The organism is Yersinia similis (assembly GCF_001053095.1).
GTDB lineage: Bacteria > Pseudomonadota > Gammaproteobacteria > Enterobacterales > Enterobacteriaceae > Yersinia > Yersinia similis.
Genome location: NZ_CGBP01000015.1, coordinates 41,999 through 59,725, shown reverse-complemented (window position 1 = coordinate 59,725; position 17,727 = coordinate 41,999). Strand labels below are relative to the sequence as shown.

Genomic DNA, 17,727 nt, shown 5'->3' with positions numbered 1-17,727 from the left:
CCTGATATAAAGTGTATAGCAGCTTTCGTACCACACCGCCCACAATGTGAATAAATTGTATTTTTCCCATTAAAACAGGCATTTAAATTGAATAGATATGCATAATACTCGCATTAACACTGCCTTTTAGGGGATGAAATTAGCGAGCTAACGTATTTATAGCGAAATTATATGCAACTAATAATAATTTTGTCTTTTGCTCTTACAGGTCACATTTTTGCAACATAAAAATAACGAGATCCTTTTTTGTTGCACTATAAATGTACAGAGAATGCCTCAATCAAGTGCATTTCTTCTGCTTAAAAAATGAAAATAGAGAATGGATGTCAGCTATTTATGCAATAACGTTTATCTAATAACATTCATGTAATAGCACCGGAGGGGGCGAAAAAACGGCGGGTTGGCAGAGGGTATAAAGATGTGGCCTCGATTATCAAGGGCCATCCGGGTCAACAGTTCAAAGATGCTGGTGCTGATACTTATTGATGGCCTTTACGGCTATCGACGTTCGTTCGTCAATTGGCAGATTAACTGCGCCAAAATACGAATCGCTTTTGCGCTTTGTTCTGACCAGGTAAAGGAGGCATTAAGGCGAAAGCAATGATCAAACTGATTCCCTGTGGTGAACATTCTCCCAGGAGCAATGCTGACCCCCTGCTCCAGTGCTCGCCGATACAGTTCACTGGCATTAAAGGGTGGCTCCAATTCTAACCATAAGAAATAACCGCCCGCGGGGTGGCTGATTTTTACGTTTTTGGGGAAGTGTTCGGCAACTGCCTGATGCAACGTATTCATCCGCTGTTCCATTACCCGGCGCAAGCGGCGTAGATGAGTATCGTATCCCCCTTGGCTAAGATAATCCGCAATCGCCAGTTGGGTCGGGACACTGGCCGAAACGGTGCTCATCAGCTGTAAATGTTGGATACGCTGAGCATGTTCACCTGCGGCTACCCACCCCACACGGAACCCCGGTGCCAGGCATTTAGAGAAAGAGGAGCAATGTAAAATCTGCCGATGCTGGTCAAGCGCTTTTGCCGGTAGTAAGCGTTCAGCACCAAAATACAGTTCGCCATACACATCATCTTCAATCAGTGAAATAGCATTCTGCTGTAGCAGGGTGACTAGTCGCTGTTTCTGTGACCACGACATGGTAGCCCCCAATGGGTTTTGAAAATGGGGCATTAACCAGCACGCTTTTATCGGATACTCGCTGATAACCTGCTCAAGGGCATCCAAATCCATACCTTGCTGAGGATCCGTCGTAATGGCAATAGCCTTAAGCCGTAGGCGCTCAATCGCTTGTAATGCACCATAAAATGCTGGCGATTCAATGACAACCCAATCACCGGGCTGTGTCACTGCTTGCAAGCTAAGGCTCAGTGATTCCATCGCCCCCGCGGTAATCACAATTTCCTCAGGTGATACATTCATCCCGCAGGCAGCATAACGTTGTGCAATATTACGCCGTAAACTTTCATTACCCGGAGGCAAATTCGTTACAGAACTTTGTGGCGAGATCTTACGAGCGACGCTGGCCAACGCCCGTGACAAACGCGGTTGTAACAATAAGCTCGGATCAGGAAATGCTGAACCGAACGGCATAATTGCCGGATCTTTCCCTGCCTGTAACACATTAAAAATAAAGGTATTGATATCAACCTGTTCATCCAGATGGAGCTTATTACCCCGTTGTGATTGCGGTAACTGTGTAGGCCGTGAGGCCACGTAGTAGCCCGATTGCGGACGGGCGACGATCCACCCTTGGCTTTCCAACAACTGATACGATTGCACCACCGTCATCAGGCTTAGCCCTGACTGCTTACAACTTTCTCGCAGCGAAGGGAGCTTATCGCCCGCCTGCCAGACCTTCGATTGTATTTGCGCCCGGATTTGCTGTGCTAGCTGTTCATATCGTGTCATAGGCCATCTGTTATAGGTAAAATTCAATTAATTGTCACTATTATAGTCACTTTAGCTTATGGTTAACTAGCTGCCAAGTTTTCCCCTGAAATAATCGCCACCCGATGCACATCCATCTGCCGGATGGCCCATCTCAGCGTGATTTATTTTATCGATTGATGAGGCAGTAGCATGTTTGTAGCGAGGTCGCTATGTTTGGCTTAACCGCTCTCGAATTGGCTCGAATCCAATTCGCTTTCACTATTTCGTTCCATATTATCTTCCCCGCGATCACTATCGGATTAGCCAGTTTTCTCGCCGTATTGGAGGGGTTATGGTTAAAAACCAAAAATGAGGATTATCGGGATCTGTACCATTTCTGGTCAAAAATATTTGCCGTCAACTTTGGTATGGGCGTGGTCTCCGGTCTGGTGATGGCTTATCAGTTTGGAACGAACTGGAGCTTTTTCTCCGAATTCGCAGGCAGTATCACCGGGCCACTGCTGACATATGAAGTCCTGACGGCGTTCTTCCTCGAAGCGGGTTTCTTGGGCGTCATGCTGTTTGGCTGGGATCGCGTGGGTCCCGGCCTGCATTTTTTTGCCACTTGCATGGTGGCGCTGGGTACCTTGATGTCTACCTTTTGGATCCTCGCCTCCAATAGCTGGATGCAGACACCACAAGGCTTTGAAATCATTAACGGGCAAGTGCTCCCGGTAGATTGGCTGAAAGTGATCTTTAATCCATCATTCCCCTACCGGTTGTTACATATGTCCACCGCCGCGTTCCTGGCGTCGGCCTTTTTTGTCGGTGCCTCAGCCGCCTGGCATTTACTGCATAAACGGGATATCCCCGCCATGCGGAAAATGTTATCGATGGCCATGTGGATGGCATTGATTGTCGCACCTCTTCAGGCTGTTATCGGTGATGCTCACGGGTTGAATACACTGGAATACCAACCGGCAAAAATTGCCGCTATTGAGGGGCATTGGGAAAATACGCCCGGCGAACCTACGCCTCTGATCCTGTTTGGCTGGCCGGATATGCAGCAGGAGAAAACTCATTTCGCACTGAAGATACCTTACTTAGGTAGCCTGATTCTGACCCATAGTCTGGATAAACAGATCCCGGCGCTGAAATCTTTTCCCCCAGAAGATCGCCCCAATGCCACCATCGTATTCTGGTCATTCCGCATTATGGTCGGATTGGGCATGTTAATGATTCTGGCGGGGGGTTGGAGTCTTTGGCTGCGCTGGCGCGATGGTTTATATCAATCGCGCCCATTCCTGTATTTCGTCTTATGGATGGGTCCATCGGGCTTGATTGCCATTTTGGCAGGCTGGTTTACCACAGAAGTCGGTCGCCAGCCGTGGATTGTCTATGGTCTACAACGAACAAGCGACGCAGTGTCCTCTCATGGCGAAATGCATATGAGCATCAGCCTGTTGGTCTTTATTGTGGTGTACAGCTCAGTATTTGGCGTGGGCTACGCCTATATGATGCGCCTGATCCGTAAAGGCCCCACAGCTCATATAGGGACTCAACAAGGTAGAGGAGGACCCGGTCAAACGAATACCCCGTCACGGCCACTGTCTGCGGTCAGTGAACCATTTGGCACTGACGAAAATCAAATAAGCAGGAGTTAATTATGGGAATCGATCTGCCCTTGATTTGGTTTGTCATTATCGTTTTTAGCACCATGATGTATGTGGTCATGGATGGCTTTGATTTAGGTATCGGCATCTTGTTTCCGCTGGTTAAAAATAGCCGTGACCGGGATTTAATGATGAACAGCGTGGCTCCCGTGTGGGATGGCAATGAGACCTGGCTGGTTCTGGGGGGAGCCGCGCTACTCGGTGCTTTTCCGCTGGCTTATGCCGTTATTCTGGATGCGTTGGCTATCCCGCTGACACTGATGTTACTGGCCTTGATATTCCGTGGTGTTGCATTTGAGTTTCGCTTTAAAGCCCCCCTCGAACAACAGCCTATCTGGGACAAGGCTTTTATTGGTGGCTCATTGGTTGCCACATTTACTCAAGGAATGGTAGTAGGAGCCTTTATTCATGGGTTCCCTGTCACTGGCCGCAGTTACAGTGGTGGGCCGTTCGACTGGTTTACCCCCTTTGCGCTATTTTGTGGTGTCGGCTTAGTCATCGCTTACGCATTACTCGGCTGTACCTGGCTTATCATGAAAACTGAAGGCCACCTGCAGCAGGTGATGCATAAATTGGCAACGCCCCTGACGTTATTGATATTGCTCATTATTGCCATCATCAGCCTGTGGACACCGCTGTCACACCCACAGATTGCGGCACGCTGGTTCACATTGCCGAATTTGTTCTGGTTCCTGCCGGTTCCGCTCTTGGTGTTAATTGCAAGTTGGGCGTTATTGCATTCCGTTAGACAGGGGGGTCATTATGCCCCCTTCTTGCTCACCCTATTATTGGTCTTCCTCGGCTACAGCGGGTTAGGGATCAGTGTTTGGCCTTATCTCATTCCACCCGCGGTAACACTATGGCAAGCCGCCGCGCCTGCGCAAAGTCTGGGGTTCATGTTGGTCGGCGCACTCTTTATTATCCCCATAATCTTGGGCTACACCTTTTGGAGCTATTACGTATTCCGGGGGAAGATCAATCATGAGCAAGGCTATCACTGAGTAGTGAACGGTCCATACGGACGGGTTCGCCAGACCTGCCCGCTTCTCAAATAATAGTATGTTGGAATATCAATGCGCGAAAAAACATTATGTGGAAAAGCATCGGTTAAATTAACGGTGATGATGGAACAAGCATCGCGAGCAACATCCCCTTGGTGGAAAAAAATGGGTTGGCTGATCGTTATCTGGTGTGGCAGCGTGCTGACACTATTGGCCGTTTCCATACTGTTTCGCATGATGATGACGGCCGCCGGTATGAAATCCCATTAGCGCTAACACTTCGGCGCTAAAAACGGTAAGGTAACGGCGCTTATTGGTCAAAGGAATCCCCCCACACGATGAAACGTTATCTGATCCCATTGGTTAATCAGATTGCTTTGTTGATGATACTGCTGGGCATGCTAGGGCTGGCGGGTATGGTTATCTCATCATGGATGGCACAAAGCATTCAGGGCAATGCCCATGCCATCAACCAAGCAGGCTCATTGCGTATGCAGAGCTACAGGTTACTTTCAATGATCCCGCTAGATAACGAGGAGCTATCTTATCTGGTGGCATTAGAGCAAGACAAAACCAGTCACGACCTGCAACAAGCGCTACTGCGGGAAGGGTTAATTGACCAATATCAGCAAACTGAGCGTTACTGGCAAGACACGCTGAAGCCTCAGTTACAACAAGCCAAACACCCTGATGAGGTGGCGGCCAGTGTGGCGGATTTTGTTCGCCAACTTGATGCTTTGGTATTAGCCATTGACCATAAAACGGAACAACGGCTCTTACAGGTTACCCTGATCCCGCTGGTATTCAGCCTCCTGACACTCAGCCTCTTGTTGGCAACGATCTATTATCTGCGCCGCCGGTTACTGCGCCCTTGGCTGAAGTTAATCTCAATGGCGAATGCTATTGGCCGAGGTGATTTTAGCCAACGCTATACGCTGGACTATCAGCGTGACGAGATGGGGATGCTGGGGACGGCATTGAATAGAATGTCGCAAGAGTTGTCATTGATCTACGGCGATCTTGAGCAGCGAGTCGCAAATAAAACCGCGGATCTACAACAGAAAAATAAGGTTCTGGCGTTCCTTTATCACAGTAGCCGCCAACTGCATACTCATCAGCCATTAAGTGAGCGTTTAGCCCCCGTCATTGCACAGTTGCAAACGTTGACCACACTAGAAAATGTACAAATTTGTTTGTATGAAAACTATCTGTATCGTGACCATGTCAATCACAATGCGGATGCAGAATATCTAATGCCTAAAAACCGCTCAGCGTCATTAACGATCAGCGGCCCTGTCTGCTCCATCAGCCACCCTGAGTTATGGCAATCACTGAGTTGGAGTTTAAGCGATAAACTTGGCCAATATGGTTTATTACTGGTAAAGCAACCCCCCGATAAACCACTCAATTCTGACCAACAGCAACTGGTCGATATGTTGGTTGAGCAACTGACCAGCACACTGGCGTTAGAGAGCCAGGCCAGACATCAGCAACAATTACTGTTAATGGAGGAGCGTTCCGCCATTGCGCGGGAACTGCATGACTCAATCGCTCAGTCCCTTTCCTGCCTGAAGATACAGATCAGCTGTTTGCAAATGCAAACTCCGGACTTACCGGAAAACAGCAAACTATTGATAAAACAAATGCGTGATGAACTCAACATCGCCTACCGTCAATTACGTGAATTACTGACCACATTCCGTCTGAAACTAAATGAAGCCACTTTGGAGGCAGCGTTACAAGCTCTGGTAAATGAGTTCAGCGAAAGAGCTGGTCTATCGATTACCTTCAAATATCAATTACCTCCAGATCAGGTGCCAAACCATCAAGCAATTCATATGGTAAATATTGCCCGTGAGGCGCTGAATAATATCTATAAGCACGCCCATGCCAGCGAAGCCACGGTTAACGTCAACTTAGAACAAGGTGATGTGGTGATGTTCATAACCGATAATGGTTGTGGGATAGAGCAAGCCAGTAAACAGCCAAATCATTACGGTCTGATGATCATGCAAGATCGCGCCAACAGTTTACATGGGCACTGTAAAATCAGTCAGAAAGAGGGAGGCGGTACTGAGGTTCGAGTGCAATTCACCCCCGATAATAATGACCTTGACTGATAATCTATATTGAAGCACGCCAAAACCACTAATTTCTATACGGCACGTTATGTCAATAAGACGCGTCACTTAAATACAACACGTGAATGGTCACACTGGCGAGTGAAGATAAAAGTATCATGCAGTGACGCTGTTACTTATGCCGTAAAAAAGGGAGGAATTCCTGCAACGGTATGCGCTTGCCCGCCTACTGGTGAAAAGATCTTGATGGAGAGGATTATCATCACACATACCATGAAGCCATGGGCTATATTGATAGATAGAGAGAATAAACTAATCCTTATTAAATCAATGTACATCCCTGCATTATGTCCATTCGCCCCCTCCCTCTGCTTATTTTTTCAGTTAAAATCTTGTAAATTTGCTGCGACAATTTCCTGTTATTTGTTACTCTTATGACTACTTAGCCTGCAATATGGCACTTATTTATCGTTAAACTGGTCTAATGCCCGTTTAATACAGTAAAGCTTTTTAGGAGCCTTCTCAACATGAAGTCGCAACATGATCCTGGCCGATCTAAATCCCGCCACCAAGAATACTCCCTTATTCTACCAATTCTTGCGCTAATTATTCTTAACATCTGGGGTAATACCAGCAATTTCGCTGCCATTATTATAATTAACTTGATTGCATTGGTTGGTATTCTGAGCAGTGCTTTCAGTGTCGTGCGTCATGCTGACGTGCTGGCACACCGCTTGGGTGAACCCTATGGGTCGTTGATTCTGAGTTTGTCGGTGGTGGTACTCGAGGTCAGCCTAATCTCGGCTATGATGGCAACGGGCGATGCGGCACCAGCACTGATGCGCGATACTCTCTACTCTATCATTATGATTGTTATCGGCGGTTTGGTTGGGGTTTCATTGCTGCTGGGTGGGCGTAAATTTGCAACCCAACACGTTAATCTTGTGGGTATCAAACAATATCTGATGGCTATCTTCCCGCTGGCGATGATTGTGTTGGTTTTACCCAGCACCCTGCCCGGCGGCAATTTTACCGTGGCACAATCATTAGTCGTCGCAGCAATTTCAGCAGCAATGTACGGTGTATTCCTAATAATTCAAACTAAAACACACCAAAGCTTGTTTGTATATGAACATGAAGATGAAGGCGATGATCCTCACCACGGTAAACCCTCTTCTCACAGCAGCCTGTGGCATACAGTCTGGTTATTGATACATTTGATCGCCGTGATCGCCGTGACTAAATTTGATGCCAACCCGCTGGAAGCACTATTAACTGAATTAAATGCCCCTGCGAAATTTACTGGTTTCCTGATAGCCCTGCTTATCCTGTCTCCAGAAGGCTTGGGCGCCTTGAAAGCGGTACTGGCAAATCAGGTACAGCGTGCCATGAATCTGTTCTTTGGCTCAGTACTGGCGACTATTTCCCTGACCGTTCCAGCCGTTACACTGATCGCCGTGTTAACGGGTCAGGAACTGAATTTCGGACTTGAAGCGCCACATATTGTGGTGATGGTTAGCGTACTGATTTTGTCGAAAATTTCGTTCTCTACCGGCAGAACCAATGTTCTCAACGGCACCGCCCATCTGGCGCTTTTTGCCGCTTATATGATGACCATCATGCTGTAGCAACCATCTGAATAACAAAGCAAAGGGCAAGCGCTGTTAACACTTGCCCTTTTTTGTTAGATCCTGATTCATAGGCTAGTTGACTTATAACCTATACGCTATGAATAAGCATTTAATGTTCGCTGACAGAGTACAGAACGGACACAGTCCTGTTTATCAAAACGGATGATGCCAACCATCTCATCCTCAGTAAAACGCTCCAGTGCATCGCTGAGGCCCGATTTCACGCCTCCAGGCAGATCACATTGGGTTATATCGCCATTAACGATGACCGTGACATTTTCACCGAGACGGGTCAGAAACATCTTCATTTGGCTGGCGGTTACATTTTGTGCCTCGTCGAGGATCACCACCGCATTTTCAAAGGTACGCCCGCGCATATAGGCAAAAGGCGCAATCTCCACTTTACCGATTTCAGGTCGCAAGCAATATTGCATAAATGACGAGCCCAGGCGACGCAGTAAGATGTCATACACCGGGCGGAAGTAAGGCGCGAATTTCTCAGAGATATCACCAGGCAGAAAACCCAGGTCTTCATCTGCCTGTAGCACAGGTCGCGTGACGATGATTCGATCAACTTCTTTATGAATTAAAGCTTCTGCTGCTTTTGCAGCACTGATATAGGTTTTACCGCACCCAGCTTCACCGGTGGCGAAGATGAGCTGTTTACTTTCTATGGCTGATAAGTAATGACCTTGAGCTTCCGTTCGCGCCTGAATAACCGAGGTATCACGGCTATCCCGCGCCATACCTATGGATTCAACACCGCCCATTTGCACTAACGATGTCACGCTTTCTTCCTCACGTTGGCGATGACTACGTGAATCACGTCTAATCACGCGTTTCGCTTCACGACGAGCTTTGATCACTGCTTTCTGTCTTCCCATAGTGGCACCTTACTGTTTGTTTCACCTACCGCAGCAGCCATTGCTGGTGCGATTATGTTTCACATACGGATGAGGTTTTGGCTTCCTTTGCAGCCAATAATAGCCAATGAAAAATGCGCATAGCAATAAACACCAAAGCCGAATAAGGGCTTGGATGAAAACAGTATCGCAAGGGGAGTATTACGCGCCATTAACGCAGAGAACAACCACAAAATATCAAAAGGAGATAATAAACGTACTGTAGGAAATTGGGTGTCGGAGAGGAAGGCCTCGTAACAACGAGTCGCTTGAATCAATCTTTGATTTTGTTTTGACAGCCCAATCATGGACTCTACCATTAGCGATCCCCGCAGTGATAACTCTATCCGCTATACCCCAAATTGCATCTGCATTGGCTCTCTTCGTTCACCCCGGTCACTTGCTTATGTCAGCGCCGAAGAGTTCACTTTGTGGCCGTCTTCCTACAATTCGAATTATTTAAGGTATACCAGCCTAAACTTTGCACCGTGTGAAAAATACCGCCAGATGATTACAGTATAATGACACTGGCCAATTTCGCGATTTTTGAATGTAAAAAAATAATAACCTCACTTGCTCGTTTTTCACACTCATTCATTTTTAACATGATGCTCCGCTATTAACACCCCCCACCGTCTCCTTGCACGAAAAACTATAATGATTTCGCCCTTACTTTTTTTCTTGGTTTCATCTGCAAAGGCGAAATATTTTTAATCTATTAAAAAACAAATAAATAGCATTGGCTGTTAATGATATTACAGATCATGAGTGGCGGCCTCTTAGATCTTGTAAACGCACTTTTTGCTTACCTTGGCTATCAAAGTTTTCGGCCATCAGCCAGTCCTTAAATGCCTGTTTAATTAATGGCCAGTCTTTATCGATAATGCCATACCAGTTAGTGTCTCTATTACGTCCTTTAGTGACGAGAGCCTGCCGAAATTGCCCTTCGTACTGAAAACCAAAACGTGCGGCTGCTGAATTTGATGACTCATTTAAGGAATCACATTTCCACTCACAACGACGATAACCTAATTTATCGAATGCATAGTGTAATAGCAGATATATCGCTTCAGTCCCCGCAGTGTTACGTTTTAAACGGGGTGACCAATTAACCGAGCCAATTTCAATCACGCCGTTCTTTTCATCAATGCGTTGTAAACCAACGGTACCCAATGCATGGCCTAACTGAGAATCAACCGCCGTATAATGAACGGCATCTTTTGCATGGATCAATGTTTGCAGATAGTGATGGAAATCATCTTTATTCTCAGGACGTTCACAATAAAAATATGTCCAGTCCTGCCCGTCACTCACTGCGTGGTAAGCCTGATACAGTGACGCTTCGTGCTTATCAGCGTTCACAGGCTCCAGAGAACAAAAATGGCCGGGTATCATCTCCCGCTGAGGGTACTGGGCAGAGTACCAATGCGGTAATTCCGCACCAATAGTTTGTCCAAATGGGTTTTGTTTCACGCTATGCTCCCGTTTTATGTCATCTGCAAAGTCATATCCATTATTGAGAAATAACAGTAACGCTGCAAAAAGCATAGCAATATATATGATGTTATTATAAACAACAGCACACGTTGGTCACTTCCCTTCCCAAAGCGGCCCCCTATTCATCTAACCCAATACGTCATAATAAGCTGCGTATCCAAACATAAATATCAAAGCGCAATAATAACCCCACTGACGGAGTGAATACGCCAAAAATTTGGGGGATTGATGGGGAGATTTTAGGTAATAGAGTCTATTTTTAGGTAATTGTAATTGAATGTGTTTTCAAATAATTAATAGGTTTGCTGATGACGCCATAAGCTGGCTATAGCATTAAACAAAATACGTCCTGAATACCTGATAATACTCACTCAAGTATCCAGAACTTTTACGGATTCATAATAGGGTGGTGCGCCTTACCCCTGGCGTAAATGGATCACTGTAGCAACCTCTGGCAACTGTAGCCCCTCTTTCACGTCCAATAAATGCCCGTACTCATCATTGTATAACGTGAGACACGAGCCGCCTTTGAGTTGAGCGATCAACTCAGGTGAAAGCGCCATGCTGCTTGCCAGTTCGTCATCATCCAGACCGGGTCGGTGACCACGGCGTTCAACCTGAAAACGGGCCTGATTGTATTTGGCCCAGATAATCAGTACGACGGCATTAAATGCCGCTATCGCCACATATAATGCAATCGTCGTCAAACCGCTTAGAATATAAATTCTCAACGGTATCGGCCCCATATGTGGCGCTCTGCTAATCATTTCCAAAAAGCCTCGCACCAGCAGGAAGATAAAACCAAACCAGGCTAATACCGTAATGATAATGTCAATCCAGCGCGGTAGTAGACGCTGTTCCGTAAAAATCAGGGGTGTACTCATGGTTTTACCCTCCCAATGCCGCGATCAGGGCTTATCCAACGCGCACGCTTACGCTTGGTGTTGAGCATCACTTTCGGGAATGACACCACCGTGGTAAACAAGTTAAGCATCCAATAAACCATGGGATACCAGATAATCCAAAACAGGGAATGACCCAATTTAGGTTCATAGCGGCGTTCGATCACCAGACTAATAGCAAATTGCAATAGACATGTCAGCGCCAATACCATCCCGGTAAAGGCTGGCGGAAAGACACTTTGAACATGAATACCCGGAGGTAGAGTGATAACCAGCCCCAATAAGTATAAAATGATGCTAAATAGGTAAGTGAATGCCCAAGTGATCGACAACGAATATTCCAGGAACAGCAACCACATCCGGCGGTTACGCCAACGCCAAAGTTTGAACATATTCTTCAAAAATACTTCCGCACCGCCTTGCGCCCAACGTAGACGTTGTTTCCACAGACCGCGTAGGGTTTCAGGCATCAAAATCCAGCACAATCCACGGGGTTCGAAAAAGACAGACCAGTGTTTTATCTGTAGTTTCCAACTAATATCAATATCTTCCGTGATCATATCCGGACTCCAGTAGCCAACATCCGCCAGTGCTCTACGGCGGAAAGCGGCGACCACACCAGAGACGGTAAACACTTGACCATAGACTCGCTGTGTCCGCTTAATCAAGCCAATGATCGAAGAGAACTCCCCGACCTGAACACGGCCAATCAATGTCGAACGGGTACGAATACGTGGGTTACCGGTCACCGCGCCAGTACGCGGATTCGCAATCAGTGGCGCGACCAGATAAGGCACCGCATTCTTGTCCAACAAGGCATCACCATCGATACAGACCAGATATTCACTGCGGGCGGCGGCGGCCCCCATACGCAGGGCAATCGCTTTACCCTGATTATGAGCCAGATGAATGACGCGCAAGCGTGGATCTTCAGCAAGCAGCGCATCTAGGACTTGTGCGGTATCGTCACTGGAGCCATCGTTAATAGCAATAACTTCAATATTGGTGTAGGTCTGTGCCAGTGCTGCGTGAATGGTTTCCCGTGCATTCAACCCCTCATTGAAACAAGGGACTAAGATAGACACGAGCGGATGACCTTTCAGCTCTGGTGCGGGGACATCATCGCCCCACGGCCAGTGCCTCTCCCGGCGTAACCAGAAATAGATACCCCCGGTTATCCAAATACCGGACATAAAAAGTGGATAGAAGAAAACAAAGTTCAACAGTACATCGCCGGTAAAGAGCAAAATCATTCCCGCAGGGATACTCAGCACCAGACATAGGATGAGTAAAGCAATAATTCTATCGATCATATAAAGGGTACCAGGCAGAAGATAGCACAGGGCGGACATCTTTTAGCGGTGGTTCGCCAGTGATAAAGTTATCCGGGTAGTAACCAAAATTTTGCGCGCCATTTAACTGCAACTGACGCATCCATCCCGCCAATATCGGGCCGCTGATGGCGTTATTGCCCTCCGGTTGGGTCCAGTCCTTAGATTGCAGTTCAAACACAGTTTTCTCCAAAGCACCGGGGCGTTGCGCAACTTTATTGACTAGCTGCGCTAACCATTCATTAGATTCAGATAACGGCACTTTCTCCATTAACGGCATGGCCATTGGCGCGACCCAATCATAGTTAGCGAGGAAATCATCAAGATTCTGTGCAAACCATGCTTCGCTTTCTGGTTCTAAAATAGGCATAGCGAAAATATTACGCGCCGATTTTACCTGTGGGCCACGGATATCACGGACTTCGCGGGTCAACTCATTAGTAAAATCAATCAGATACTTACTCTTATAACGAGTCCACCGCTGCATCATCTCTGGATCTTGACGTATCGTGGTAATCGAACCGGGGAAGCCCGCTTTTTCATAGGACCGGATAGCATCGGGAGAAGCATCTTCAAAATCAGACATCACCGCATCATCGTGATAGATAATTCCGTCAATCGGCGCGCTGTAGGCCATATCCCGATAGATATCAATGATGCGCTGTCTTACTTCAGGGTTAAAAGGTGACAGGCGGCGATATTGATCTGGGTCGATACTCGTTTTACCGGTTTTAGGGTCAATGCGCGTGATCCGTGGTAAAGACGGGTCCATATCAAACGCCAATACCGGCATCCAGGCATAGACTTCAACATCAGGCCGTGAAGCCAGTTGCCATACCACCCGGTTAAACAAATCCTGACGCATCGGGATCCAACGGTTAGGGAAGTAAACTTGACGAATGTTGCCGTCACCTTTCGGATCAGAAAATGCTTGCAGGAAAACATGAGTGACACGTAGGTCAGAAATCCGCTGAACCAACTTATCGAGATTCTCTTTTTCCTGAGCCGGGTCTGGATCGTAGAGATAATCCAAATCAACATGAGCCACCCGCATGATATCTTTTTCCTGCACGCTGGTGACCGTGAGGGCAAAGTCCTTCAGTGAAGGATTATTACTGATTAAAATACGCGGTATATTCATCAGGTCATTAATATTAGCCACACCAGGATCCAGGGTCATGGCGAGTTGATAACCATGTTGGCGTAAAATATTGAGTACCGTGCCATTCGGCGCACCGTATGGCCAAACCCAAACCCGTGGTTGTTTCCCTGTTGTCTGGACAATACGCTGAGTGATCAACGTAACGTCTTTCTCCATCCGCTGCTTAAAAGCTTCGACAGTTTCATACTGCTTTGTTTTTGGATCATATTTTAGGTTGGCAGCAGCCGGTTCGGTATTACCCTGTGGGTTAGCAATCACACCATAGTGAGAAGCGTAAGTATGCGCCCCGATTTCAACCAACCCTGATTTAGACATTTCAGCAATCTGCTTCCAGGTGGCAAAACGATCCCGGTCAGTACTTAAGCCACCAAAATCCACTTTTTTATCTGTGGCGGTATCAATCCAAGTGCCCACTGGCGCTAATACGGCACTCCATTTGTATGCTTTCAGTAAGGGATAAACGCGCCGATAAAAACTGCTGTAACCATCGTCAAAGGTGAGGAGCACCGCCTTATCCGGCAATGTAGGGCCACCATTACGGGCTGCCAAAATTTGATCAACAGAAACCACGTGGTAACCGTTATCACGCAACCACACAAACTGCTCATTTAATGCGCTACTTCTTACCGACAGATAGCGTTGATCGGCTGAATCGTCTTCAACGTCATGATAAGCAATCACAACAAATGTATTCTTTTGCCACGGTCTTTCACTTTGCGGCAATGCACGTTGTGCAGGCGGAACGAACGTTGGCTTCTCCGCACACCCCATCGTGGACACGATCATCATCCCAACAATGAGCGATTTGATAAAAATTAATAGCTTCGCCATGGTCCAATTCCCTTAAAAACGATAATTTAAATCGAAAGAAAGCGTAACATCGTGCTCACGTTTACCATCGTAAGGACGCTTGTCATAAACCACAGCAACACCGGTATCGATAACATCATTCCATTGAACACGTTGGCCATAGCCCGCCGTGGTCACCAAGCCATTACCGTAATTTTTCTCCCAGTACCCTCCCACACCCAGTTGGACTTGCTGGCTCCAGATGGTTTTGTACCGCCGGTACATAATGTGATTGAGAGTCACTGCCGGAACGTAAGCAAAATCACGTTTCGGGTTGTAGTAAATCACATCTTCTTTACTGTTTTGGCTGGCTGCCAACCCCAGATTAAAATCTGCCGTTAGGTAAGGCCCAGTCCAGATACGCTGACGCCCGTTAAATTCATATTCCCAACGGTTGTTACCGTCAGAAAAACGCGACGGCGTCACGCTAAGTTCAGCATCACGTTTATCATCTGCTTTCCAGAAAACGTAAGCAGAAGCACTATTAGCTGTCACATTATTCTTCAGTGCCCGTAGTGGCGTGTCTTTAGCTAAACGTTCAACCTGCCCCCCTACACGCCAGTGGTCATTAAGGTCGTACCAGGTTGATAAACGGGCCCCGACTTTATTGCCATTGCCATAATTCTGATTGGAAATTTCCCCTTCAACCCAATGGTCACGGGAGGTCCATTCACCACCTAAGCGCAAAATCCGGCTAATCCCCGTCCCCTCTTCAAACTGCCCATTGTTATAACTGCCGCCACCAAATACGCGCCAATTCTCTGCAATAGGTGGGCTGTAAAGGAGCGTTTCGACCCCATAATCTTTATTGCCGCTCACCGGGCTGTTGGAGGAGATAACGCGGTTACCACTCACCCGTAGTTCATACATGTTATGGACTTTACGTTGGCGATCTAATTCTTGAGAGGGGATATCTTCTGGGGAACGGCTAATCACATCATCAGTCAGTAACGCCATCTGATGCCATTCTTGTAGCGCCATCGCAGTTTCAGCCTGCGCACGTTCCAGAATAAGGCTGCGTGGTGCTAATGATTCCACGGCCTTCAATTCTTGCTCCGCTTTACGCGGTAAATCCCGGGCCAGATAAATACTGGCTAATGCGATCCTTAAATTCTGATTAGCGGGTGCGGTGCTGGATAAATCTTCCAATTTTTTTTGTGCGGTGGGCAGATCATTCAATGCCACCAATGATTGAACCAATAGCGTTTGGCCTTCAATCCAATCATCATTCGGTTCTTTGCCCGGCAGGCCATAAACCCCAACCTGATACGGCGTTTGCTCGCTATAATTGACCGCAAATTGGTAGGCTTTATCAAGTTGTTCGCTTTCATTCAGTGAATAGTAAAGATCATCGGCATCAAGCAAATCGTCGCTGTTACGGAAGGTTTTACCGTCTGAATAATAGAGGCTGGAGAGGATAGGCGCTGCTTTTTCCGGCAACCTTCGGTCAATATAGGCAGAAGCCGCCCAACGGCGAGCATAGTCAGGCATTTTATAGCCCTCAGCTTCCATCGCTTCATACTCGTTGATCAGATCGACCGTCTGATGACGGACCAATAACGCCCCTAATCGGTCAATGCGTGCGCGTTGGTAGTCAGCCTGTGCCTCTGGATCTTTACCCCAACGGGTCAATAAATTCTGATAATCCGCTAACGCCTTATCCGCTATGTCAAAACGCTCAGTTTCACTGCGTGTTGGTAGCACCGCCATCCGAACTTGTTCAGCGGCAGCATCGCGCTCAAGCTGCCGGTAATACTCAGCAGAAACCAAATTTGGGTTCTCTTTAGCAAGCCGTAACGCTGGCTCAACAATACGATTTCTCTGTAAGATTTCGAGATGATTTTTGAGTACTTCATCAGACGTTGGTGCCAATCGCACCGCTTCGCTGGAGGCTTGCAAAGCATCATAATTACGCTCGGTTGCCCGGTTTAAATAAGACAACGTCATGTAATTTTGTACTGAGGGATCACGCTCGGCTAATTCTGTTGCCTGTTTTAAAACAACACCACCGCGTCCGGCATCAGCCTGAGTCATGATCATACCGCTGATAAGATCAGGATTGGTGGGGTCTTTCTTTAAGCTGCTTTGCCACAAGGCCAAAGCCTGATCCCAACGCTTTTCGTTGCGGTAAGCTCGAGCGGCAGAAGCCAAACCTCTGGACGAGATATTCATGGAGGATTGATATCGTTCATAAACATCAATCACTTCTTGGTCGCGCCCTGCCCAACCTGCAATTTGCAGCCAGTCATCAACCTGCCCACTCTGCAGTGGACCCGTTTTAGATCCTTTCTGTAAATAGTCCAACACCGGCGCAGTATCACCGGTTCTGGCACGAATGATTAATGAGTCATACTGCGTATCCGCCATAGCAGGATTAACGGCAAAGCCAGAAATAAATAGCGTTAATAAAGTCATTCTGTGCCAGTGCAACGGGCGCAGCAGTGTTGTAAATGCGTTATACATTATATAACCCTTAAGCCAGCAACTTGTTTGATGATCAAGGAAAGCGACTTCCTGAACATACATTTTTCATTATGGAATGATGATGAAGTGGAGTTCTTAGAATGTATTACACCACGCCACATAGGTTAGCTGGAAGGGATTATTGTTGCCGAGTCATTATAGGATATTGTTATTGCAGCGATTAATGGAGGTGAAAATGTAACAGAGACGTTAATTAAAACAAGATTAAGAATATTCCTAGGTTAATATTCTTTAAATGTGCAAAAAATTAAGAGTAAATATTTTTACTAAGTAAATGCTGCGATACAGTGTTCTGTTGGAAGAACTGCGTAATTTGTTTACTGGACAGATTTC

At 46.9% G+C, this 17,727-nt stretch carries 13 protein-coding genes; 5 read left to right on the top strand and 8 right to left on the bottom strand.

Going from position 1 to position 17,727, the window contains the following annotated elements; genetic code table 11:
• Positions 1-498: 498 nt before the first annotated feature.
• Entirely contained in the window at positions 499-1,920 is a 1,422-nt protein-coding gene (locus AC971_RS12565) for an aminotransferase-like domain-containing protein (RefSeq protein ID WP_025383704.1), read from the bottom strand.
• 191 nt (positions 1,921-2,111) lie between these two features.
• Here AC971_RS12565 and AC971_RS12560 point away from each other — a divergent pair, with 191 nt between their 5' ends.
• From AC971_RS12560 to chaA, 5 genes are all read left to right on the top strand, one after another.
• Positions 2,112-3,545 carry a cytochrome ubiquinol oxidase subunit I gene (locus AC971_RS12560; RefSeq protein ID WP_025383703.1) on the top strand — a complete coding sequence of 478 codons (1,434 nt, stop codon included), beginning with the start codon at positions 2,112-2,114 and terminating at the stop codon, positions 3,543-3,545.
• A gap of 2 nt (positions 3,546-3,547) precedes the next feature.
• Positions 3,548-4,555, top strand: a complete 1,008-nt coding sequence (cydB, locus tag AC971_RS12555) for a cytochrome d ubiquinol oxidase subunit II (protein ID WP_025383702.1) — start codon at positions 3,548-3,550, stop codon at positions 4,553-4,555.
• 120 nt (positions 4,556-4,675) lie between these two features.
• A complete protein-coding gene (locus AC971_RS12550) occupies positions 4,676-4,825 on the top strand; it encodes a DUF2474 domain-containing protein (RefSeq protein WP_071825557.1) in 150 nt (49 codons plus the stop codon).
• Positions 4,826-4,893: 68 nt separating this feature from the next.
• Positions 4,894-6,675, top strand: coding sequence for a nitrate/nitrite two-component system sensor histidine kinase NarX (gene narX, locus AC971_RS12545; RefSeq protein WP_025383701.1), 1,782 nt, complete (start codon positions 4,894-4,896; stop codon positions 6,673-6,675).
• Between the two features lie 488 nt (positions 6,676-7,163).
• Positions 7,164-8,264, top strand: coding sequence for a sodium-potassium/proton antiporter ChaA (gene chaA, locus AC971_RS12540; RefSeq protein ID WP_025383700.1), 1,101 nt, complete (start codon positions 7,164-7,166; stop codon positions 8,262-8,264).
• A gap of 98 nt (positions 8,265-8,362) precedes the next feature.
• Here the strand turns inward: chaA and phoH are convergent, their stop codons facing one another.
• The 7 genes from phoH to pgaA form a co-directional block, all read right to left on the bottom strand.
• Positions 8,363-9,151: a phosphate starvation-inducible protein PhoH gene (gene phoH, locus AC971_RS12535; RefSeq protein ID WP_025383699.1), complete on the bottom strand. Its 789-nt coding sequence runs from the start codon at positions 9,149-9,151 to the stop codon at positions 8,363-8,365.
• A 59-nt stretch (positions 9,152-9,210) separates the two neighbouring features.
• Positions 9,211-9,489, bottom strand: a complete 279-nt coding sequence (locus tag AC971_RS12530; RefSeq protein ID WP_025383698.1) for a hypothetical protein — start codon at positions 9,487-9,489, stop codon at positions 9,211-9,213.
• Between the two features lie 442 nt (positions 9,490-9,931).
• Entirely contained in the window at positions 9,932-10,531 is a 600-nt protein-coding gene (locus AC971_RS12525) for a GNAT family N-acetyltransferase (RefSeq protein ID WP_025383697.1), read from the bottom strand.
• Positions 10,532-11,082: 551 nt separating this feature from the next.
• A complete protein-coding gene (gene pgaD, locus AC971_RS12520; RefSeq protein ID WP_025383696.1) occupies positions 11,083-11,550 on the bottom strand; it encodes a poly-beta-1,6-N-acetyl-D-glucosamine biosynthesis protein PgaD in 468 nt (155 codons plus the stop codon).
• Positions 11,547-12,881: a poly-beta-1,6-N-acetyl-D-glucosamine synthase gene (gene pgaC, locus AC971_RS12515; protein WP_025383695.1), complete on the bottom strand. Its 1,335-nt coding sequence runs from the start codon at positions 12,879-12,881 to the stop codon at positions 11,547-11,549. Before pgaC ends, pgaD begins: the two co-directional genes overlap by 4 nt.
• Positions 12,871-14,892, bottom strand: coding sequence for a poly-beta-1,6-N-acetyl-D-glucosamine N-deacetylase PgaB (gene pgaB, locus AC971_RS12510; RefSeq protein ID WP_025383694.1), 2,022 nt, complete (start codon positions 14,890-14,892; stop codon positions 12,871-12,873). The genes pgaC and pgaB overlap by 11 nt, the downstream gene beginning before the upstream one ends.
• A gap of 12 nt (positions 14,893-14,904) precedes the next feature.
• Positions 14,905-17,373 (bottom strand): poly-beta-1,6 N-acetyl-D-glucosamine export porin PgaA, encoded by a 2,469-nt coding sequence (pgaA, locus tag AC971_RS12505; RefSeq protein WP_025383693.1) that lies wholly within the window; start codon positions 17,371-17,373, stop codon positions 14,905-14,907.
• Positions 17,374-17,727 lie beyond the last annotated feature (354 nt).